Source organism: Methylophaga sp. F-2 (genome assembly GCF_056859315.1).
The window spans coordinates 36187-56872 of sequence record NZ_JBSXOF010000012.1; the positions used below are offsets into that span (position 1 = coordinate 36187).

Consider the following 20686-nt stretch of genomic DNA (forward strand, 5'->3'; position numbering starts at 1 on the left):
GTCAGATTGGCGATGTTATGAAGAATAATGCTTATTCACTTGCTGAGAGTTTAACCTGAAGGGCTTTTCTTCTATAATCAGCGACTTTGTTTATTTGCTATCTGGAGCATAACCCTATGAATCTCGACCGTGTTGGTTCAGGCAAAAATTTGCCAACAGACATCAATGTCATTATTGAAATCCCTTCACATTCTGATCCTGTGAAATACGAAGTTGATAAAGAAACCGGGGCACTTTTTGTTGACCGTTTCATGAATACTGCGATGTTTTATCCATGTAACTATGGTTATGTTCCACACACGTTGTCTGATGACGGTGATCCGGTTGATGTATTGGTTGTCAGCCCGTACGCATTAATCAGTGGTTCAGTGGTCAGTTGCCGTCCTGTGGGCATGTTAAAAATGACCGATGAGTCTGGTGAAGATGCCAAAATTATCGCCGTGCCACACGATAAAATGTACGATGATGTGAAAGATATTAATGACTTACCAGAACGTCTGTTGAATCAACTTTCACATTTCTTTGAACACTACAAAGATTTAGAAAAGAACAAATGGGTCAAAGTTGAAGGCTGGGTGGGTAAAGCTGAAGCTGAAACTGAAATTGTGGCCAGTGTTGAACGTTTTAAATCAGCACCTGTTAAACCCCAATTTTAAATCTGACTGATTTACAATGATTCGGCGAGCTGAGTTTTCAGCTCGCCGTTTTTTTATCTAGTGCGGAAACATCATGACAACACTGGTACTGCAAGGCAAAACTCTCACTCACGAACTGGCAGAGCAGATCGCCCATCAATATTCTGGTCAGTTTAACTGGTATAAACACTATGTGACGGTGACTCATGTCTCTGGCATTGATGCTGAGGCTATGCATCAGCTTCGTCAGCAATATGATTTCGATATTAATCTGATACCAGAACAATTTGATCATCGTGCCGCTAAACTTCTTGTCACCGATATGGATTCAACCTTGATCACCATCGAGTGTATTGATGAAATCGCTGATTTTATGAACCTAAAACCCGAAGTCGCAGCGATTACAGAATCAGCGATGCGAGGCGAAATAGACTTCGAAACTTCACTTCGCAAGCGAGTGTCCTTATTGAAAGGTCTGGATGTTGAGGTTCTTGAACGAGTTTATGATGAACGTTTGCGATTGAGTCCAGGGGCAGAGTTGATGGTGTCGACACTTAAACAACATGGCTTTAGCCTGGCATTAGTATCGGGTGGCTTCACCTTTTTTACCGATAGATTGAAACAGCGTTTAGGGCTTGATTTTGCTCAGGCCAATAAGCTGGCAGAAAAAGACGGCAAACTCACTGGAGAAGTCGACGGCGATATTTGTGGCGCACAAACCAAAGCCGATTTTCTGTTGTCATGTTGTGACAAAATGAACATTGTCGCTGAGCAAACAATAGCGGTGGGGGATGGGGCAAATGATTTATTAATGATGGAGCCAGCCGGTTTGAGTGTGGCCTATCACGCTAAACCGAAAGTGCAGCAGCAGGCGGCGACAGCAATAAATCATAATGGGCTGGATGCGATTCTTGGCTTATTGCAGCTTGAATATAACTAGCCTAAGCTTGAAAACTATAAAAGCATCCCCATCTCATCAGACATAATAAATTTCAAAACTACGAGGATTAAATAATGGAAGTAATGGAAAAAATTACACAGGCGATTCAATCAAACCCGGTCATTTTGTTTATGAAAGGGACGCCTGAGTTTCCACAATGTGGTTTTTCAAGCCGAGCCTCTCAAGCCATATCTGCTTGTGGTGCAGAATTTGCTTATGTGAATGTATTGGCAGAGCCAGATGTGCGTGAAAATCTGCATCGTTATGCAGATTGGCCAACCTTCCCACAACTGTATATTAAAGGTGAATTAGTGGGTGGTTGTGACATTATTATGGAGCTGTATGAAAACGGCGAATTACAAAAAATGATTGATGAAGCGAGCTAAAAAAGGGCATGAGTCAGGAAAATGATCACGAATGGAACAACGACAATGAATATGCCGTTGCTCCAGCAAAGCCAGACTTGAAGCAACCACCCAAGTACCGGGTGATTATGCTAAATGATGACTACACGCCAATGGATTTTGTGATTGAAGTCCTCGAAAACCTTTTTGGCATGGGGCGTGAGCGTGCTACACGCACCATGCTTCAAGTGCATACCGAAGGTAGTGCCTTGTGTGGTATTTTTACCTATGAGATAGCTGAAGCGAAAGTCGAACAGGTCAACAGCTATTCTCAAAGCCACGGTCATCCATTGCAGTGTACGATGGAAGAGGAATGACCTAGTTCGATATCCAACCAATAAGGTGGAACGTAACATGTTAAGTAAAGAGCTCGAACAAACCCTCAGCCAAGCATTTAATTATGCTCGCCAACGTGCTCATGAGTTTCTTACCGTTGAGCATCTCTTATTAGCGCTACTGGAAAATGGTCAGGCACTGGCCGTATTGAAGGCGTGCGAAGTAGATATCACTGTTTTACGACAGGAATTAAGCGATTTTCTGGCTGATAATCTACCGACACTCGCTGAGGATAGTGAGCGCGAAACTCAACCAACGCTGGCATTCCAACGTATTCTACAGCGCGCTGTGATGCATGTTCAGTCATCAGGTGGTTCTGAGGTGACTGGGGCAAATGTTCTGGTGTCGATCTTTTCTGAACAACAATCTCAAGCCGTTTACTTATTGCAAAAGCAGGATGTCACACGTTTGGATGTCGTCAATGCGATTAGTCATGGCGATGTTGAGGATAGTGCTGCTACATCAGAATCAGAAGCCAAAGTAGAAAGCGAAGATGTTTCTGATGAGGATAAAAGTCCTCTGACATTGTATGCCGAAAATCTGAATGCAGCCGCCATCAAAGGTAAAATCGATCCGCTTGTTGGTCGTGCCCATGAATTAGAACGTACGTTACAAATCCTATGTCGTCGTCGTAAAAATAATCCTTTATTTGTCGGTGAAGCAGGGGTCGGTAAAACCGCTCTGGCTGAAGGTTTGGCAAGACGCATTGTTCATGGTGACGTGCCTGAAGTGTTAGCAGAAACCACCATTTATTCTTTAGATATGGGCGCACTGGTTGCCGGTACAAAATACCGGGGTGATTTTGAAAAACGTCTGAAAGCCTTGTTACGTGAATTGAAAAAGCAGCCACACGCGATTTTGTTTATCGATGAAATCCATACCATGATTGGTGCAGGTAGTGCAGGTAACAGCACGATGGATGCGGCTAACTTATTAAAACCACTATTAGCCAGTGGTGAACTGAAGTGTATTGGTTCAACTACCTATCAGGAATACCGGGGTATTTTTGAGCATGATCGCGCTTTAGCACGTAGGTTCCAGAAGATTGATTTGCCAGAACCTAGTGTGGCTGAAACCATTGAAATTCTGAAAGGCCTTAAACCTGGTCTGGAAGAGCACCACAATGTGCGTTATTCCAATGCGGCGATTGAACAGGCTGCTGAGTTGGCGCATCGTCATATTAACGATCGCTTCCTGCCTGACAAGGCGATTGATGTGTTAGATGAAGTCGGTGCCGCGCAGCGTATTGCACCGAAGTCTAAACGTAAAAAACTGATTGGTGTGAATGATGTGCAGGCTATCGTGGCGAAAATTGCACGTATTCCTGCGAAAACGGTGTCCAATGCTGACAAGGATAATCTGCGTAAACTGGAAGACAATCTTAAACGCGTTATCTTCGGACAGGATGAAGCGATTTCGGCTTTGGGTTCTGCGATTAAAATGGCGCGTTCAGGCTTAGGCCATCCAGAAAAACCGACAGGTGCCTTCTTGTTTGCAGGTCCTACCGGTGTAGGTAAAACCGAAGTCACACGTCAGTTAGCTCACAATCTGGGTGTTGATCTGATTCGTTTTGATATGTCGGAATATATGGAAAGCCATACCGTATCAAGACTCATTGGCGCACCTCCTGGTTATGTTGGTTTTGATCAAGGCGGTCTGTTAACGGATGCCATCATCAAACAACCTCACGCAGTGCTGTTGTTAGATGAAATTGAGAAAGCGCATCCTGATGTGTTTAATCTGTTATTACAAGTGATGGATCATGGCACATTGACGGATAACAACGGACGTAAAGCGGACTTCCGTCATGTTGTGTTAGTGATGACAAGCAACGCCGGTGCTGCTGAGATGAGTAAACCATCCATTGGTTTCACCAAGCAGGACAATTTAACCTCTGACGGTAATGAAGCCCTGAAACGTACCTTCACGCCAGAGTTCCGTAACCGTCTTGATGGCATTATTCAATTTAAGCCTTTGGATAAGGATGCCATCCTTCGGGTAGCGGATAAAGCGGTATTAGAGCTTGAAATGTTACTTGAAGATAAAAACGTCACTATCGAAGTGAATGATGCGGCTCGCCAATGGCTGGCTGAACATGGTTATGATGTGCAAATGGGCGCTCGTCCTATGGCGAGACTGGTTCAGGAGAAAATCAAACGACCACTGGCTGATGAGCTGTTATTTGGTAAATTGAGTCAGGGTGGTGGACATGTTCGTGTCACGCTAAAAGATGAGGATATTCATCTGGAAATGGACAGTGCAGCGGAAGCCGTCAAATCCTGATTTATCTGTTTCAAGAAGTGAAATAAAAAAAGCCCGGTAGTGAACACTACCGGGCTTTTTGTTTTGTGATGGTCATTACTCTATGTCAACACTTTTCTACAGAGTTATACACTTGTCTTTTTTCTGTAAAGCTTTTATTAAAAAGTTCCCGTAAGCGACTGATTTTTAATGGCAGCATTATAACTTGTTGATTTTTAATGATAAAATTATATGGTTATTTTTTAACCATTTTGAGAAGAGCCTTTGTATGAGAGGCACTTAGCGACTAACTCCAAACTTAATCACAGAGTTATCCACAGAAAATGTGAGTAACTTTACAGTTTTATGACAGGGTAAAAAGCCGCTTATAATTCGATGCCTTTCTGTGCTTTTATACCGGCACGAAATGCATGTTTAACATCCTCAATACGGCTAACGGTATCTGCTGCCTCTATGACGCTGTCAGGGGCTCCTCGACCGGTGATAATGACATGTTGCATCTCTGGTCTTTGTGCGATGTCATTTAATACTGTTTCGGCATTGAGATATTTCATCTTCAAGACAATATTCAACTCATCTAATAAAACGACATCAATTTCTGGATCGTTAAGCATGGCTTTGCAGATTTCCCAGCCTTTTTCTGCGGAAGCAATATCTTGTTCAAGGTTTTGTGTTTCCCAGGTAAAACCATCACCAACCACATGATAAGAAACTTCTTCGGGAAAGCGACGGAAAAATGATTCTTCGCCTGTACTAAAAGCGCCTTTAATAAACTGAACCACACCGACTTTCATGTCATGCCCCAAGGCTCTGGCCACCATCCCAAATCCAGAAGAACTCTTGCCTTTGCCATTACCCGTAATGACTAATAATAAACCTTTGTCTTTTTCTGCTTTTTGAATTTTCTCATCGACCACATTTTTATGGCGTTGCATACGTTTTTTATGACGTTCACTTTTTTCAGTATCAGACATTGGATTTTCCTAAAACAAAATTAAAAACAATAAAAAGCTGATTTCCAGCAATTCGACCATCGCCCCGGCTGTATCACCGGTAAAGCCATCAAGCCGATGCTCCATCGTGTAGCGAAGTAATAAGAATACGATCAACCCAAGTAACAGCGGTGTGAAACCCAGGCAGAATAATGCGATGACGGTGGTGATAAGCAGCATCCATTTCACTTGCTTGACGGGAAGGCAGTGTTTTAATACGGCACCAATGCCGTTGGGTCTGACATAGTTAGTCGTCAGAAATAATAATGGCATCGCCGTTCTGGCCAGGATGATGCTCCAGATTAAGGCGGATGTTTCGCCTGATGAGATAACGATTTCCACTAAGGCCAGTTTGATTAATAAGCTTAACGCTAATACAACGACCGCAATGGGGCCCGCCGCCGGGTCTTTCATAATCTCTAACGTACGTTGTTTATTGCCGATACCGCCTAACCAGGCATCAGCCGAATCAGCAAGACCATCAATATGTAAGCCACCCGTTAATAATACCCAGGCTGTCAGTAATAAAGCAGCACTGAGCAAACTATAGGAAACAGGGAGGACGGATACGAGTCCTGACAAAATTAAGCCGATAATCAAGCCAATAACAGGATAAAAAACTAAGGAACGTCCAAGCTGTTGATCACTTGCACTGGCATAGCTGACCGGAATAATCGTGAGAAATTGAAGGGCTATTTGGAACGATAACCACATTACGTGTCTCCTTTACTGATATTGGCTTGTTCGAATGTGGCCATACCATTGTGTAACAGACAGGCTTGGCGAAGAAGGGGAACAGCCACCGCGGCACCACTGCCTTCTCCCAGACGCATATCCAGTTGAAGTAATGGTTTCGCGTCTAAAGCGTTTAAAACCACTTTATGACCGGGCTCAGCACTTTGATGGCTATAAATAAACCAGTCTTTGCATCCTGGCTGAATTCTCTCAGCCGTTAATGCCGCCACCGTACTGATAAAGCCATCTATCAGCACTGGAATACCTTGTTTGGCACAGGTCAGATAAGCACCTGTCATGGCAGCGATTTCAAAGCCACCCAATAGCGTAAGTGTCGACAGCGGATCATCATTCAGTTCTGATTGGTGTAATTCAAGTGCACGTTGAATGACTGTGACTTTATGTTGAATACCTTGTTGGTCCAGTCCTGTGCCTGGACCCACCACATCGATAGGATCGCATTTCAGCAGAGCTGAGGCTAAAGCACTGGCGGTAGAGGTGTTACCAATCCCCATTTCACCAGCAATATAGAGTTGGATGTTATCAATATCACTTAAGACATTATCACGACCAACTAATATCGCCTGTTGGCATTGTTGCTCTGTCATCGCTGGGCCCTGACAGAAATTCGCCGTGCCAGCGTCGATACGTTTATCGAATACGCCAGGAATGTCTTCCAATGCGTCTACTGTACCAACGTTAATCACATCGAGTTTTGCGGTTAACTCCTGTGCTAATACGCTAATAGCAGCACCGCCATTGGCAAAGTTTCTGATCATGGCTGCGGTGACGGATTGGGGGAAGGCTGAAACACCTTCAGCCATGACGCCATGGTCTGCGGCATAAACAGTGATATGAACATGCGTCAGGTCCGGAATTTCACTAGCCTGTAAACTGGCAATTTTGACTGCTAAGTTTTCCAGCTGCCCGAGAGAGCCGGGCGGTTTAGTCAACTGCTGCTGACGCGCCAGCGCTTTTTGTTCATGCGTCTTATCTACCGCTTTAACTGGTTGTTTTAGCCATTCAGCGAAGCTGTTCATGCAGTTGTCCTTTTAATATGTGAGGTAAACCTGCCACGGTTAAGATGACGTTATCGCTCATTTTGGCGATACGCTGATGTAAGACACCAGCCTCATCACAATAACGACGAGTTAAGTCTCCCAAAGGCATCACGCCCATATTGGTTTCATTACTGACCATAATGATGTGTTTATCAGTGGTTTGCAGCGTATCTAGTAATGCGGATATCTGTTCTGTCAGCAAATCGCCTTCAGCTAATAAAAGATTGGTCAGCCACAGGGTTAAACAATCTACCAGTACAACATCAGTTGTTGCTTGGTTTATTGCATCCCCTAGATAAAGCGGCTGTTCAATGGTTGGCCAGTTGTCTGGTCGTTGTTGCTGATGCTGTTTAATCCGTTGTGCCATTTCATCATCATGTGCTTGTGCCGTGGCGATATAGCTGACAGCTCGGCTGGTAGCGTTTGCCCATTGTTCAGCCAGTCGGCTTTTACCTGATTTGGTACCACCTAGAATTAGCGTCTTACTCATTGTGTGTCCTCAAGAATCTGCATCAACTTTTCTGTGTTCACATGTGTTGCAATCATCTCTGCCAGTTTATTGATGTCATTTTCACGAAGCTGCAAGTAATCGACAGACTGAACATCATCAAGACCTGCCCAAGTCAGTATGGCTTGAGCCGCTTCGTCATGTTCAAATAAACCATGTAGATACGTACCGATAATCTGTCTATCTTCACTGATAGCCCCATCCGGACCATGTGATAGTGACATCAGGGGCGATGCCAGCGCTTTTCCTGTGCTGATACCTGCATGTATTTCATAACCGGATATAGTGACGGCTGAACTATTGATAAGTAATTGTCCCTGATTTTGTCGTAATGTTTTATCGCCGGCTAGCGTTGTTTCCATATCCAGCAAGCCGAGACCATCACTGCTACCAGGCTGACTTTCAATGCCATCAGGATCATGAATCAGTCTGCCAAGCATTTGAAAACCACCACAGATACCCAACACTTTGCCACCATAACGACAGTGTTTAGCTATGGCTTCAGGCCAGCCTTGTTTAATCAGCCACTCTAAATCAGCACGGACGTGTTTACTGCCAGGCAAAATAATCAGATCGGCCGCCGGGATGGTGTCATCAGGGCCGATAAACTGTAAATTGACTTGAGGATGCAATCTTAATGGGTCTAAATCAGTATGGTTACTGATGCGGGGTAATACCGGCACGATAATATTGAGTTGTTTATCTGAGCCCGTTATTTGTTGGGTATTCACCGCATCTTCAGCTTCTAAATGTAAACCGTGCAGATAGGGCAAAACACCTAACACCGGTTTACCGGTTTTTTGTTTCAGCCAGTCCAGACCAGGTTGCAATAGACTCATATCACCGCGAAAGCGATTAATAATAAAGCCTTTAATCCGCGCTTGTTCTGACTCAGATAAACACGTCAGCGTGCCGACCAGATGAGCAAATACACCACCGCGATCAATATCAGCAATCAAAATAACCGGACAATCTACAGCTTCTGCAAAGCCCATATTGGCGATGTCACGATCGCGTAAATTAATTTCTGCTGGTGAGCCCGCACCTTCTACGACAACAAGGTCATAATTCGATTCCAGTCGGTGGTGGGATTCCAGAACTGCCTGCATCGCCGTAGGCTTATAGTCGTGGTAAAAGCGCGCTTCCATATTGGCAACCGCTTTGCCATGAATAATGACCTGAGCACCAGAGTCACTATTAGGTTTGAGTAGCACCGGGTTCATATCAATATGTGGTGCCAGATGACAGGCTTGTGCTTGAACCGCCTGAGCGCGACCGATTTCACCACCTTCTGCGGTCACTGCACTATTGAGTGCCATATTTTGTGGTTTGAACGGCGCAACTTGATAACCTTGTTGTTTAAACCAACGACATAAGGCGGTGACAACGGTACTTTTTCCCGCATCAGATGTGGTGCCCTGAACCATTAATGTTTTATGTTTCATGATCAACTCGTAGCGATTGCAGGCCTTTTTCTAACTGCTGCCATTGCTGTTCATTGGCGGGTAAACCAAAACGCAAACTGGCAGGGGATTCAAATAAGCGGGTCAGAATGGCATTTTTTGCCAGTTTCTCATGTATGTCTTTGGCGGCAGAATGTTTGACCCACTGAAATAAGTCAGTGCCAGCGGTAGGATTGAGACCATAACGAGTCAGTAATTCCGCCAGACGTGCTGATTGAAACTGAAGTTGCTGGCGGCAGTGTTGTTGCCAGTCGGTATCTTTAAAAGCCTGTATGGTGATATAGCGCGAGGCTGTTGCAATGGGCCACGGGCCCAGGTGTTCTTTCATCTGATCGAGAACGGATTGTTCGGCGATTAAAAAACCAACACGACAACCTGCCAAACCAAAGAATTTACCTACTGATCTGAGGATAAGGAGTCCAGGCATGGCAGGCAGACGACAGAGACTTTTGTCAGGTGATGTATCAATAAAGGCTTCATCTACCACAAGCCAGCCATTATGTTGTTGTAATTGTTGATGCCAGCTTAAAAGTTGTTGTTTTTTGTATTGCCTGCCACTTGGATTAGTCGGGTTGATGATGATTAGCACATCCGTTTCGGCAAGCAATGAATCAATCTCGTCATGATGGATGGCCTCAACATCATGACCTGCTTTTTGCCAGCTATAAGCATGCTCGGCATAGCAAGGGTGTATGACCTTCACTCTGCAAGGCTCGCGTAATTGCGGTAAAAACTGAATGGCAGCTTGGCTTCCGGGCAGGGCAATTAAACTTTCATTGCCATAATAGTTTGCCGCTGCAGTGAGTAAATCATCATCCTGTTCCGGTAAACGTGTCCAAACATATTCAGGCAGGGGGGGAACAGGCCAGCCATTGGGATTAATACCGGTAGATAAATCCAACCAATACTCGCTGGCTATGCCGTACTTTTTGATGTAATGGTTGAGTTTGCCACCGTGTTCAAGCATAGCTAATTCCTGTGATCACAGTAATAACGGCCAGCCACAGCAAGAGACTATCTGTCACTAAATGTAAGGCACGGGGAATATCACTCTCGCTCGCTTCGTGCTTGAGGCCAAGCTTAGGGCGATCATGCCAGACGCCGTGATAGCGAGCTAAACCGCCCAGCTCAATATTTAATGCACCAGCACCAGCCGCCATAACTGGACCAGCATTAGGGCTATCCCATTGTTTAGCCTGTTGTTTCCAGCACTGTAAACCTGAACGGACATTACCCACCAGAGCATAGCTGAGTGCTGTTATGCGGGCTGGAATAAAGTTCAGCACATCATCAATACGCGCAGCAAAACGGCCAAAGAATAAATAGCGCTCTGTTTTATAGCCCCACATGGCATCCAGAGTATTACTGAGGCGATAGATAACGACGCCAGGTAATCCTGCCACGATAAACCAAAAGATGGCTGAAAAAATGGCATCGGCGCCATTTTCTAATACAGATTCGATACTGGCTTTAGGAATATGTAATGTTTCCCTGTCACGGCTGACAATATAGCTGGTATAAGTTTTTGCTAGTTCAATATCACCTTGTTTCAATGCTTCGATGATCGGGGTGACATGGTCATACAAACTCCGATGGCCAATACAAAGGTAAAGTATCAGCACACTAAATAAGCTGTTGAGCACGGTAATTTGACTAATAAAATAGGCAATCAAGGCAAAAGGTAAGACGAGTATCAGCCATGCAAGTAAGCCATTGATAAACTGTTTTTTTTGATTGTGTTCTGAAGAATATAATCTGGTTTCCACGAGCTTGGTCAGTCGCCCAAAACCAACCAGCGGATGGCGACGTGTTGGTTCGCCAAGCAACCAGTCAAGCAATACGGCAAGCACGATAAACAGTAAGGTCATAGCTTGGCAGGTTCATCCCATTGGTTTTCATATAAAACCGCGTCCAGCTCAATACCTTGTCGCCAGTTTTCCATTTGTAACATCGGCTCTGGATAAAACTCATTAACATGACCCAGGCAGAGAATAGCGACGGGGGAGGCACCCGAGGGGAGTTTCAGTAATTGTGCCAGTGCCTCAGGTTCAAAAATAGAAACCCAGCCCATGCCCAAACCTTCCACTCTCGCTGCGAGCCACATATTTTGGATGGCACAAGATACCGAGGCCAAATCCATATTCGGCATGGTTCGTCTGCCAAAAATATGTTGTTCACGTTTATCACATAAAGCGACAACCAGGATTTCAGCACAATTATCCATACCCTCGACTTTTAAACGCATAAACTCATCTTCGCGTTCATTCATGGCTTTGGCTGTTTCAATACGTTCCTTTTCCACCAGTGCTTTTATTTTTTCGCGAATAATGGAATCAGTAATTCGAATTATTCGCCAGGGTTGCATCAGACCGACACTGGGGGCTTGATGAGCCGCGATCAGTAAACGTTTTAATTGTTCTGGATCAACAGGAGCTGGTCGAAAGTGACGCATATCCCGACGTTCTGCTATGGCGCGATAAACGGCTTCTCGTTCTTCTTGTGAAAACTGATGAGGTGAATCACTCATGGCGTCAACCACGCTGCAATAAGGTGAGGGTTTGAGTAAAAATAAAAGTGGATATAGCTGGCGGTTAAACGCTGTTGTTGATAGACCACTTCACTGACCGATTTACTATTAGGACACTGTCCGCTTATCTCCGAGACCAGTTCTGTACTGAGTAAAGAATGATGATAGGTGTGGCCTCTGATGGCCGCACCATTGATTGTCAATTCCTGTAATCCGAGAGCCGTCAGTCTCGCCTGAAGTTTGGCTTTGGCAGGCAAAATGCCACATAGACTAGCAGTGTTATCCGCTTTATCCGTCAGGGATTCACATAGGTATAACATGCCGCCACACTCAGCGATGATCGGTTTATTGGCATGGTAATGCTGGTGAATAGCTTGAATCATATTGGTGTTTTGACTCAATGTCTCCAGATGTAACTCGGGATATCCACCAGGCAGATACAGGCTATCGATGTCTGGTAATTGTTTGTCTGTTAGTGGCGAGAAAAATATAAGCTCAGCACCTAATGCAGAAAGACAATCCAGATTCGCTTGATAAAGAAAAGAGAAAGCGGCATCCCTGGCAACCCCAATCTTTACACCTTCGAGTAAGAGAGGCAGTGGCTCAACATCAATAAACGGAAAATCAATATCAGGTAATGAAACCGTATTATCAAAGTCAAAAGCGTCCAGAGTATGGCTCAGGCGTTGCTCTAAATCAGTGACTTCATTGGCTTGCTGTAAACCCAAATAACGACTGGGCAGGGCATGTTCAGTTTGTCTGAACAAAGTAGCGAGACAAGGAAGAGTGTTAGGTAAGGCTTTTTTGAGCATATCGGCATGACGTTCACTGCCGACTTTATTAGCAATAACGGCAGCGACACGCGTATCTTTTCGATATTGGTCCAAACCGACAGCGATGGCTGCAAAGGTTTGTGCCATGGCACTGGCATCGATCACGGCAAGGATAGGGATACCAAAAGCAGCAGCCAGATCAGCTGTGGAAGGTTCACCATCAAACAAGCCCATCACACCTTCAATCAAAATAATATCGGCTTGTTGCGCCGCTTCTGCTAAAAGTTGCTGACTGTGTTGTTTGCCGACCATCCACAGGTCAAGTTGATAAACAGGGTGACCTGATGCGTATGCTAAAACCATAGGGTCCAGAAAATCTGGACCCACTTTGAATACGCGAACCTGTTTGTTTTGCTGCCGGTAATGTCTTGCTAATACAGCGGTGACCGTGGTTTTACCCTGGCCAGATGCAGGTGCAGCAATGACAACAGCAGCACATGACTGCGACTGCATCTTTATTAATGCTGTTGATCTGCTCGTTGTGTCGTTGCTGTGAAATGCAGAGACACATGGCAAATCATCGCAACTACCAGATAGAAACTCATTACAGCCAGGTTTTTAGGGAAGTACTGAATAAAACGTTGTGTGTATTCAGTGAATGTTGGATCAGGATAACGGCCAGAAAAAAAGTAGAAACCACCACCACTAAATAAGGTGGCTGCAGTGGCTGCTACCAATACACTGCCAACAAGCGGCAATAAGGTGGCTGCATTAAATTGATATTTTGATGCATACCAGCGTCCAGCCATCCATAAGCTGCCATAAGCAGGAATCAGAAATCCGTAAGCAGGAGACATGCAGAAACTAGTGCTTAATTGACCACCACCCAACAACACACTGGCGATATCGAGACCAGCAGCCATTACTAGAAATACAGGAAACCAGGCAGCTGAACTCAAGTAAAGACCGGCTAGGAAAAAGATAGCCCATGATGCACTCGGTAACGCGTCGACAGAAGCAAAATGATGACCTCGGGTCATGAACATTAAAAGTGCTAAAAGACCAGCAATAATGAGTTGCTGAGAACGAGATAAGGTCATGATGTGATTCTCCAGTGTGCCCACCCGCACACAATAGGTTTTGAATTTGCCAGTTGGCACGTTTTATTTTCAGGCCGGTCTCCGGACTTGTGAGTTTTGCCTGATAAACACCTTCCCATACAGCGCTGTACAGTGGCATAACGTTTATCTCATCTCACTTACCGTTGCGGGGGCAGTGTCGGCATTATCTAGTGATGCACCGACTTCCCGTTTACTCGCGTTAGCAACACCTGAAACTCGCGATAGAATAAGGATTAATGCGACATATTGTCAATTTGACGTATAGGAATCAGGTGTCATTGTCGATATAGTTAACATAGTCAGTTTGACGGATGGATGCGCAGCCATTACTATGCGCGGCTCTTCAGGTGCTCTGTTTAGGCAGAGTTAAACGGGAAGTTGGTGACAAATCCAACACTGCCCCCGCAACGGTAAACGTTGAAAAGCACATCATTAAGCCACTGCGAATGTCGTGGGAAGGCGATGTGTCAGGCGATAGCCACAACGTAAGTCCGGAGACCGGCCTGAGGTTTCGTAACAACACAATGTGTTGTGACCCTATTAACCCTGGATCGCGGGTGAGCGTATCCTCAGGAGACAATTATGACCTTGTTTTCAAAGGCGTTGCCTTTGCGTGCGTGCACGCGTCTTTCAGCATTTACGCTGATTTCTTCTTTACTTTCTTTACCTGTTATCGCCAGTGATGAACTAGATTCCATCACCGTTACTGCAAACCGTATGCCTACGGAAAATGCGTTGGCGCCGACTACGGTGATCACAGAAGCTGATATTGAAAAACTTCAGATTCAAGATTTGGCTACACTTCTGTCACGTTTTCCGGGTATTGACATGACTCAGAATGGTGGTTTGGGTAAGACAAGTGGTGTTTCAATCCGTGGAACAAACTCTGATCACGTGCTTGTTTTAGTTGATGGCGTTAAATGGTATTCAGCCACATCTGGTTCGTCAGCATTACAAGATTTCCCTGTTAGCCAAATTGAACGTATTGAAATTGTCCGCGGGCCTCGAGCTGGGCTTTATGGCTCTGAAGCCATAGGTGGTGTGATCCAAATCTTCACTAAAAGCGGTTCAATTAGTAAACCTACGCCAAATTTTACGGTGTCTGCTGGTACCAAAAACACTCTCAGAAGCCAAGCTGGCGTAAGTGGTGGAAACGAAACGACCAAATATAATCTTAGCTATAGCTACGATACAACCAATGGCATCAACGCTAGAGAAGATCGTAACCCTGATCATGACGGTTACCGTAATCAAAGTGTATCGTTAAAAGTCAATCAACAGTGGATAGAAAACTGGTCAACGGATGTTAATCTGCTTCGTTCAAATGCACGTAATCACTATGATGGATCTAGTGTAAATAAAAATTACGTCACCGATACCGTTCAACAAATTCTTGGGCTTAATAACAATATCTCAGTAAACGATACATGGTCTATGAGTTTTGGCCTTTCTGAGTCGCGTGATCGTTCTCAAAATTATGTCGATGATGAGATAACCACAAATTACAATACACGTCATCGTTATGCCGGCTGGATAAATCATCTTAGATTAAATGCTCAGCATCGAGTCAATATTGGCTTCGAGTATGAGAATGACAAGATTGATAGTTCTGATACTTATGTCTCTGATTCTCGTGACAATAAAGCTGTTTTTGCTAGCTGGGATGCTGAGCTTGATAAAAACAGCTGGCTTCTGAGTGCTCGTCATGACGATAATGAATCATTCGGCCATGAAACAACAGGAACAGCTGATTATGGTTACCAGTTGAGTGATGAGTTAAAGTTGACCGCTAATGCCGGAACTGGCTTCAAGACCCCGACATTTAACGATCTCTACTATCCATTAGATAGTTTTGGGTTTCAAGGCAATCCTGATCTGAAACCAGAAAAATCGACCTCGTATGGTATTGGGTTGGAAGGCACACCAAGCTGGGGAAGATGGGCCATCAATACCTACAAAAACAAGATCAGAAACCTGATAGTTTGGGATACATCGCCATCTAATGTCGACGTGGCTAAGATCAAAGGTGTTGAGTTTGAAGTCACAACAAGCCTTGCAGATTGGCAAGTGTCAGCGGATGCTTCATTTTTGCAACCAGAGGATGACAAAACAGGGAATGTTTTGCCCAGAAGAGCAAAACGTTTAGCCAATATGCATCTGGATCGTAATTGGGGGGACTGGTCCACCGGCGCGAGCTGGAAGTTGAGAGGGCATAGCTATGATAAAGCGGATAATAAAAAGCGTCTTGGCGGTTATGGGCTCCTGGATTTACGTGTTGCCTATAAAGTGGATCCAGACTGGACAGTCAGGTTAACAGGCCAAAATATGTTAAATAAAGACTATCGAACCGTTGATGAATATTACAGCTTGGGTCGTACTGTAATGTTGTCACTGAGTTACCAACCTTAAAAGTCTATAGGTTGAATAAAAATACCCGAACATGTTTCGGGTATTTTTTTGCCTGAAACATCAGGATTCATCTGGTCAGTAGCCCGCTAAAAATATAGAATTGTCACATCTTTTTTATGTTGAACTCCCATGACAGATAAATATGACAATAAAGGCTTTGCGACAAAAGCCGTCCGCGTTGGCCACAAAAGAACGGCCGAATCTGAACAATCTGAACCTATATTCCCAACGTCCAGCTTTGTCTTCGAAAGTGCAGAGCAAGCTGCAGCACGATTTGGTGGTGATGAGCCGGGTAATATCTATTCTCGTTTTACTAATCCCACCGTTCGGACATTTGAACAGCGTCTAGCCGCCCTTGAAGGTGGTGAGTCCTGTGTTGCTACATCATCTGGCATGTCAGCTATTCTGTCGACGATGATGGCCTTATTATCAGCCGGTGACCATATCGTGTCGTCGATGAGTATTTTTGGCACTACACGTGTTTTGTTTGATAAATATTTATCCAAGTTTGGTGTCAGCACCAGCTACGTGAAATTGATTGATTTGGATGACTGGAAAGCCGCCATTACGCCAGAAACAAAAATGCTGTTTTTGGAAACGCCTTCCAACCCCATGAATGAAATTGCAGACTTAGAAGCACTCTCTGAGCTGGCTAAAGCCAATGACTGTTTATTGATTGTCGATAACTGTTTCTGCACACCGGCATTACAACGACCGTTGGAGTTTGGCGCTGATATCGTGGTGCATTCAGCCACTAAATACATTGATGGCCAGGGCCGTTGTATTGGTGGTGCGGTGGTTGGCGATGCTAAACGTGTTGGTGAAGAGGTATATGGTTTCTTGCGTACAGCAGGGCCGACGATGAGTCCATTTAATGCGTGGACATTCCTGAAAGGTCTGGAAACGCTGGATTTGAGAATGAAAGCGCATTCTGCATCAGCACTTGAGGTGGCAAGCTGGCTGGAGTCGCAACCTTTAGTGAGCCATGTGTTTTATTCAGGTTTGCCCTCACATCCACAGCATACGCTGGCTAAGAAACAACAGTCAGCATTTGGTGGCATTATTGCCTTTGAAATCAAAGGTGGTAAGAAGGATGCGTGGACATTAATCAATTCACTGGAATGGCTTTCCATCACAGCGAATTTAGGTGATAGCAAAACCACCATCACTCATCCTGCAACCACAACGCACGGGCGCTTGTCTGAAGAAGCCCGTGCTGCGGCCGGTATTACCGATGGTATGTTACGCATCTCTGTCGGCCTCGAAAGTGTGGATGATATTAAAGCGGATTTAGCCCGCGGATTTGCCGCGATTAAATAACGGCACAAAACCTGCATAGCCCTGCCTACATTGGTGTGGCTGTCAAAAAAATGTCTTTAAAAAGCCTAAAGACAGAGGCCTGACAGCATAATGAACAAGGTAGATTGCTATGTTAGATTTCTTAAAGATCGCATTGCCATTAGTGTTGCTGGCAACCATGCCAGCACGGCAATCACAAGCGGCTGAAACCCCCAGTAGTGATGTTCGTGTTGTGATAGACGTTTCAGGCAGCATGAAAAAGAATGATCCTAAAAACCTCCGTGCGCCTGCGCTGAGAATGCTGGTGGGATTAATGCCAGACGATGCTAATGCAGGGGTTTGGACGTTTGCCAAAATGGTCAACATGCTGGTGCCCTGGCAAAAAGTAGATGATGACTGGCGGCAGAAAGCCATAGAGAAATCATCCAAAATACATTCTCTTGGCTTGTACACCAATATTGAATTAGCACTACAGAAAGCTACCAAAACCGGAATACAAAATAATCCCAAACAACGTCAAAGCTTAATTTTATTATCGGATGGTTTTGTAGACTTACAACCCGGCCAAAAAGCTAGTGAAGCATCCCGCCAACGGATTCTGAATGATATTGTGCCGAAGTTAAAAGCGGCGAATCTGGCCGTTCATACTATTGCCTTGTCAGATAATGCCGATCATGAACTACTAAAAGCTATCTCGATGGAAACCGATGGTTGGTACCAACAAGCTAATACGGCAGATGATTTACAACGTATTTTCTTACATATGTTTGAGAAAGCCACACAGCCTGATACCGTTCCACTCGCGGATAATCAATTCAAAATCGATAGTAGTGTCAATGAAATGACAGTGCTGGCGTTTCGTAAAGCAGGCTCCGCGGAGACGCAACTGAAATCACCCGACGGTAAAACGCTCACCGAACTGGACCAATCAGAGAAAATACGTTGGTTACACGAAGATAGCTTTGATTTGATTACCATCGAAAATCCTGTCACGGGAGAGTGGCGCATTGATGCCCAACTCGATCCTGATAATCGGGTGATGGTAGTAACAGATATGAAACTGCAAACCAGTGATTTACCGAATAATGTGCTTAAGGGCGAAAAATTCGACTTTCATGCTACCCTGACTGACCACGGTAAAGCGATTACCCGAAAAGACTTTCTTGAATTAGTCGATGGCTCACTCAAGCAAAATTCAGAGCAGGGAGAGAAGCAAGTATCGATGACGCTGGATCCACAAAAAAGTCAGTTTAATGCGACTTTGGGTGAGGAGTTTACTGCTGGAAGACAAGATGTCATTGTGACACTGAAAAGTGCCACATTTGAACGTCAGAGACGTCAAAGTATCAATGTGATTGCAGCGCCTTATTATGTCGAGACTGAACGTTTGCCTGGAGATAATCGAAGCCATCGTATTCAAGTTCAGGTTGAACCCACACTCATTAAACCGGATTCCCTGTCGATAAAAGCCTTATTAAGGGAAGAAAATGGTAGCGAGTGGCCCTACGACATGCAGAAAACCGATACTAATAATTGGCAACTGACATTAACTGAGCTGACCAACGAGGCAAACTATGAGTTATCGCTTCAGTTACGTGGTGAAACGCCTGAAGGGCGACCTGTGTTTTTACAGGCAGAACCCATTAAATTAAAAGATGAATTAACTGCAGAAAAAACCGCTGAGTTATTTGATGAAGAACTGACTCCAATATTGGATCCGATTACCGGGGAAGATGAGGCGAATGTCGATATCATGCCATTGGATGATGACTTGCTGTTAGACGACAGTGACAATAGTTCAGATACCTCAATGTCAGATAACACCAAACTTTTGATCGGTAATGCCATTATCGTGTGTTTATTGATTGCTGGTGTGATTTGGTGGCGCAGACAGAATGCAGCCACCATGGCGGTAGGAGATATGCTTTGATAAATCTAACCGATCCAATGCTGGAGTTTTTGGCTTACGAACTGGCACTTGTTTTTGCCATTATCGCGGGCATTCTGCTGGTCAGTAACCGAAGAAAACAACGTAAAGTCCACAACGCCAGTAGTAATGCTGTAAAAAAGATTAAACGCAACAGGGAAGTCAGAGAACAGAACCTGAGCCAGGTTCTACAAGAAAAATATGGCCTGAGTGACGAAGCGCTAAAGGTAGAAGTTAATGACTTTCTGGAACGTGAACGCCGTATTCAAAAAAGTCTTGTAAAAACCTATATCGAACAGGATTCTAATGCTTTCCTGAATATCCCGGACCTGATAGAACAAGCCGTTGACGCCGCCTTGAATATTGAACCTGTCGGTTCTCATTCAGCTTCGCATCAAGCAGAAAAACACACGTCAACGGAAGCTGATTTACAACAACAAATCGATCATGCTGCGCAAACAATGGAGCGTTTACTCAGCCAGTATCAACAATTGACAGGCGCTGCGGCTATTGCTGGTGCGGCAGCCTTACCTCAAACAGAGGAAATGGATGCTGTCATTGATGAGGATAGCAACGAATCCAACGTTACAGCAGAAGTTGAACAAACTGTAGAACCGGTTGAAGAGCAAGCCTTTGGTGATGAACATGTCGAAGACGTTGTCTTTGACGATCAGGCTGAGGTGGCCGCTGCTGCCATTGAGGAAGAGCCGGCTGTCAGTCCTGTTTCTGAAGAAAATACCGATACTGAAACACAAGTCGTCTCTGAGTCATCAGCCGAAGAGCCATTATTAAGTAATGATGAGCTTGATGCTTTACTAGACGGTGAAGATTTCTCTCTCGAAGATGAAAACGCCGATACTGCTGAGTCAGATAAGACAAATGCGCTTTCTGAAAATGACAGTGTGACTGAACCTGCATATGTGGTTGAAATCAATGGTGATGGCGACGAGCCCAGTTCGGGTCAACAACAAGATTTGACTGAGGAAGAACTCAAGCGTTTTACTGAAATTAGTGATGATATTGAAATTCCGGGTGCTGTGGATGATATTTTGGCTTCCCTGCAAGCTACAGAACAGGATGAAGCAATTTCTGCCGAAGCTGATTCAACACAACAAGTGGAAAATGCAGATATTGACGCAGTAGTCACTGAATCAGAAACTATTGCAGAGCCAGAGCCAGAGCCAGAGCCAGAGCCAGAGCCAGAGCCAGAGCCAGAGCCAGAGCCAGAGCCAGAGCCAGAGCCAGAGCCAGAGCCAGAGCCAGAGCCAGAGCCAGAGCCAGAGCCAGAGCCAGA

The 20686-nt window shown here is 44.8% G+C and carries 19 protein-coding genes and 2 riboswitches; of the genes, 9 read left to right on the top strand and 10 right to left on the bottom strand.

From position 1 onward, the window contains the following. Positions 1-116: 116 nt before the first annotated feature. The 5 genes from ppa (at position 117) to clpA (ending at position 4598) form a co-directional block, all read left to right on the top strand. On the top strand, positions 117-656 hold the full coding sequence (ppa, locus tag AC13DA_RS01785; RefSeq protein WP_007144738.1) for an inorganic diphosphatase: 540 nt from the start codon (positions 117-119) through the stop codon (positions 654-656). 73 nt (positions 657-729) lie between these two features. After that, entirely contained in the window at positions 730-1575 is an 846-nt protein-coding gene (gene serB, locus AC13DA_RS01790; RefSeq protein ID WP_007144739.1) for a phosphoserine phosphatase SerB, read from the top strand. A gap of 74 nt (positions 1576-1649) precedes the next feature. Next, positions 1650-1961: a Grx4 family monothiol glutaredoxin gene (gene grxD / locus AC13DA_RS01795; protein WP_007144740.1), complete on the top strand. Its 312-nt coding sequence runs from the start codon at positions 1650-1652 to the stop codon at positions 1959-1961. Between the two features lie 8 nt (positions 1962-1969). Beyond that, a complete protein-coding gene (gene clpS / locus AC13DA_RS01800; protein WP_007144741.1) occupies positions 1970-2296 on the top strand; it encodes an ATP-dependent Clp protease adapter ClpS in 327 nt (108 codons plus the stop codon). A gap of 37 nt (positions 2297-2333) precedes the next feature. Further along, on the top strand, positions 2334-4598 hold the full coding sequence (gene clpA, locus AC13DA_RS01805; RefSeq protein ID WP_473798728.1) for an ATP-dependent Clp protease ATP-binding subunit ClpA: 2265 nt from the start codon (positions 2334-2336) through the stop codon (positions 4596-4598). 344 nt (positions 4599-4942) lie between these two features. Here clpA and cobO read toward each other — a convergent pair whose 3' ends face one another. Genes cobO through AC13DA_RS01855 form a run of 10 tightly spaced genes read right to left on the bottom strand, consistent with a single transcriptional unit; the run spans position 4943 to position 13736 of the window. Beyond that, positions 4943-5551 carry a cob(I)yrinic acid a,c-diamide adenosyltransferase gene (gene cobO, locus AC13DA_RS01810; RefSeq protein ID WP_284450885.1) on the bottom strand — a complete coding sequence of 203 codons (609 nt, stop codon included), beginning with the start codon at positions 5549-5551 and terminating at the stop codon, positions 4943-4945. Between the two features lie 9 nt (positions 5552-5560). Continuing rightward, positions 5561-6283 carry an adenosylcobinamide-GDP ribazoletransferase gene (locus AC13DA_RS01815; RefSeq protein ID WP_284450884.1) on the bottom strand — a complete coding sequence of 241 codons (723 nt, stop codon included), beginning with the start codon at positions 6281-6283 and terminating at the stop codon, positions 5561-5563. Beyond that, positions 6283-7344 carry a nicotinate-nucleotide--dimethylbenzimidazole phosphoribosyltransferase gene (gene cobT, locus AC13DA_RS01820; protein WP_284450883.1) on the bottom strand — a complete coding sequence of 354 codons (1062 nt, stop codon included), beginning with the start codon at positions 7342-7344 and terminating at the stop codon, positions 6283-6285. The genes AC13DA_RS01815 and cobT overlap by 1 nt, the downstream gene beginning before the upstream one ends. Continuing rightward, positions 7328-7855, bottom strand: a complete 528-nt coding sequence (cobU, locus tag AC13DA_RS01825; RefSeq protein WP_284450882.1) for a bifunctional adenosylcobinamide kinase/adenosylcobinamide-phosphate guanylyltransferase — start codon at positions 7853-7855, stop codon at positions 7328-7330. Before cobU ends, cobT begins: the two co-directional genes overlap by 17 nt. Next, positions 7852-9318: a cobyric acid synthase gene (locus AC13DA_RS01830; protein ID WP_284450881.1), complete on the bottom strand. Its 1467-nt coding sequence runs from the start codon at positions 9316-9318 to the stop codon at positions 7852-7854. Before AC13DA_RS01830 ends, cobU begins: the two co-directional genes overlap by 4 nt. After that, positions 9308-10303: a threonine-phosphate decarboxylase CobD gene (gene cobD, locus AC13DA_RS01835; protein ID WP_284450880.1), complete on the bottom strand. Its 996-nt coding sequence runs from the start codon at positions 10301-10303 to the stop codon at positions 9308-9310. The genes AC13DA_RS01830 and cobD overlap by 11 nt, the downstream gene beginning before the upstream one ends. Next, positions 10296-11204, bottom strand: coding sequence for an adenosylcobinamide-phosphate synthase CbiB (cbiB, locus tag AC13DA_RS01840; RefSeq protein WP_284450879.1), 909 nt, complete (start codon positions 11202-11204; stop codon positions 10296-10298). The genes cobD and cbiB overlap by 8 nt, the downstream gene beginning before the upstream one ends. After that, on the bottom strand, positions 11201-11863 hold the full coding sequence (gene bluB / locus AC13DA_RS01845) for a 5,6-dimethylbenzimidazole synthase (protein WP_284450878.1): 663 nt from the start codon (positions 11861-11863) through the stop codon (positions 11201-11203). The genes cbiB and bluB overlap by 4 nt, the downstream gene beginning before the upstream one ends. After that, a complete protein-coding gene (locus tag AC13DA_RS01850) occupies positions 11860-13149 on the bottom strand; it encodes a cobyrinic acid a,c-diamide synthase CobB (RefSeq protein WP_284450877.1) in 1290 nt (429 codons plus the stop codon). The genes bluB and AC13DA_RS01850 overlap by 4 nt, the downstream gene beginning before the upstream one ends. Positions 13150-13154: 5 nt before the next feature. Continuing rightward, entirely contained in the window at positions 13155-13736 is a 582-nt protein-coding gene (locus AC13DA_RS01855) for a hypothetical protein (protein WP_284450876.1), read from the bottom strand. Between the two features lie 55 nt (positions 13737-13791). Continuing rightward, a riboswitch (cobalamin riboswitch) is annotated at positions 13792-13985 on the bottom strand. Between the two features lie 100 nt (positions 13986-14085). Next, positions 14086-14278: riboswitch (cobalamin riboswitch) on the top strand. Positions 14279-14339: 61 nt separating this feature from the next. Between AC13DA_RS01855 and AC13DA_RS01860 the strand changes: the two genes are divergently transcribed. The 4 genes from AC13DA_RS01860 to AC13DA_RS01875 form a co-directional block, all read left to right on the top strand. Further along, complete coding sequence (locus tag AC13DA_RS01860) at positions 14340-16166, top strand: TonB-dependent receptor domain-containing protein (RefSeq protein ID WP_284450875.1); 1827 nt, start codon at positions 14340-14342, stop codon at positions 16164-16166. A 129-nt stretch (positions 16167-16295) separates the two neighbouring features. Beyond that, complete coding sequence (locus tag AC13DA_RS01865; RefSeq protein ID WP_284450874.1) at positions 16296-17486, top strand: O-succinylhomoserine sulfhydrylase; 1191 nt, start codon at positions 16296-16298, stop codon at positions 17484-17486. Between the two features lie 109 nt (positions 17487-17595). Continuing rightward, the gene (locus AC13DA_RS01870) at positions 17596-19395 is read left to right on the top strand and encodes a vWA domain-containing protein (protein ID WP_284450873.1); all 1800 of its coding nucleotides are present in this window, start codon (positions 17596-17598) and stop codon (positions 19393-19395) included. Beyond that, on the top strand, positions 19392-20686 hold a 1295-nt coding region (locus tag AC13DA_RS01875; RefSeq protein WP_482945832.1), incomplete at its 3' end, for a hypothetical protein. The genes AC13DA_RS01870 and AC13DA_RS01875, both read left to right, overlap by 4 nt.

Excerpts from the sequence above, each read along its gene's own strand:
- ppa (WP_007144738.1), top strand. The coding sequence starts at position 117 with ATGAATCTCGACCGTGTTGGTTCAGGCAAAAATTTGCCAACAGACATC.
- serB (WP_007144739.1), top strand. The coding sequence starts at position 730 with ATGACAACACTGGTACTGCAAGGCAAAACTCTCACTCACGAACTGGCA.
- grxD (WP_007144740.1), top strand. The coding sequence starts at position 1,650 with ATGGAAGTAATGGAAAAAATTACACAGGCGATTCAATCAAACCCGGTC.
- clpS (WP_007144741.1), top strand. The coding sequence starts at position 1,970 with ATGAGTCAGGAAAATGATCACGAATGGAACAACGACAATGAATATGCC.
- clpA (WP_473798728.1), top strand. The coding sequence starts at position 2,334 with ATGTTAAGTAAAGAGCTCGAACAAACCCTCAGCCAAGCATTTAATTAT.
- cobO (WP_284450885.1), bottom strand. The coding sequence starts at position 5,551 with ATGTCTGATACTGAAAAAAGTGAACGTCATAAAAAACGTATGCAACGC.
- AC13DA_RS01815 (WP_284450884.1), bottom strand. The coding sequence starts at position 6,283 with ATGTGGTTATCGTTCCAAATAGCCCTTCAATTTCTCACGATTATTCCG.
- cobT (WP_284450883.1), bottom strand. The coding sequence starts at position 7,344 with ATGAACAGCTTCGCTGAATGGCTAAAACAACCAGTTAAAGCGGTAGAT.
- cobU (WP_284450882.1), bottom strand. The coding sequence starts at position 7,855 with ATGAGTAAGACGCTAATTCTAGGTGGTACCAAATCAGGTAAAAGCCGA.
- AC13DA_RS01830 (WP_284450881.1), bottom strand. The coding sequence starts at position 9,318 with ATGAAACATAAAACATTAATGGTTCAGGGCACCACATCTGATGCGGGA.
- cobD (WP_284450880.1), bottom strand. The coding sequence starts at position 10,303 with ATGCTTGAACACGGTGGCAAACTCAACCATTACATCAAAAAGTACGGC.
- cbiB (WP_284450879.1), bottom strand. The coding sequence starts at position 11,204 with ATGACCTTACTGTTTATCGTGCTTGCCGTATTGCTTGACTGGTTGCTT.
- bluB (WP_284450878.1), bottom strand. The coding sequence starts at position 11,863 with ATGAGTGATTCACCTCATCAGTTTTCACAAGAAGAACGAGAAGCCGTT.
- AC13DA_RS01850 (WP_284450877.1), bottom strand. The coding sequence starts at position 13,149 with ATGCAGTCGCAGTCATGTGCTGCTGTTGTCATTGCTGCACCTGCATCT.
- AC13DA_RS01855 (WP_284450876.1), bottom strand. The coding sequence starts at position 13,736 with ATGACCTTATCTCGTTCTCAGCAACTCATTATTGCTGGTCTTTTAGCA.
- AC13DA_RS01860 (WP_284450875.1), top strand. The coding sequence starts at position 14,340 with ATGACCTTGTTTTCAAAGGCGTTGCCTTTGCGTGCGTGCACGCGTCTT.
- AC13DA_RS01865 (WP_284450874.1), top strand. The coding sequence starts at position 16,296 with ATGACAGATAAATATGACAATAAAGGCTTTGCGACAAAAGCCGTCCGC.
- AC13DA_RS01870 (WP_284450873.1), top strand. The coding sequence starts at position 17,596 with ATGTTAGATTTCTTAAAGATCGCATTGCCATTAGTGTTGCTGGCAACC.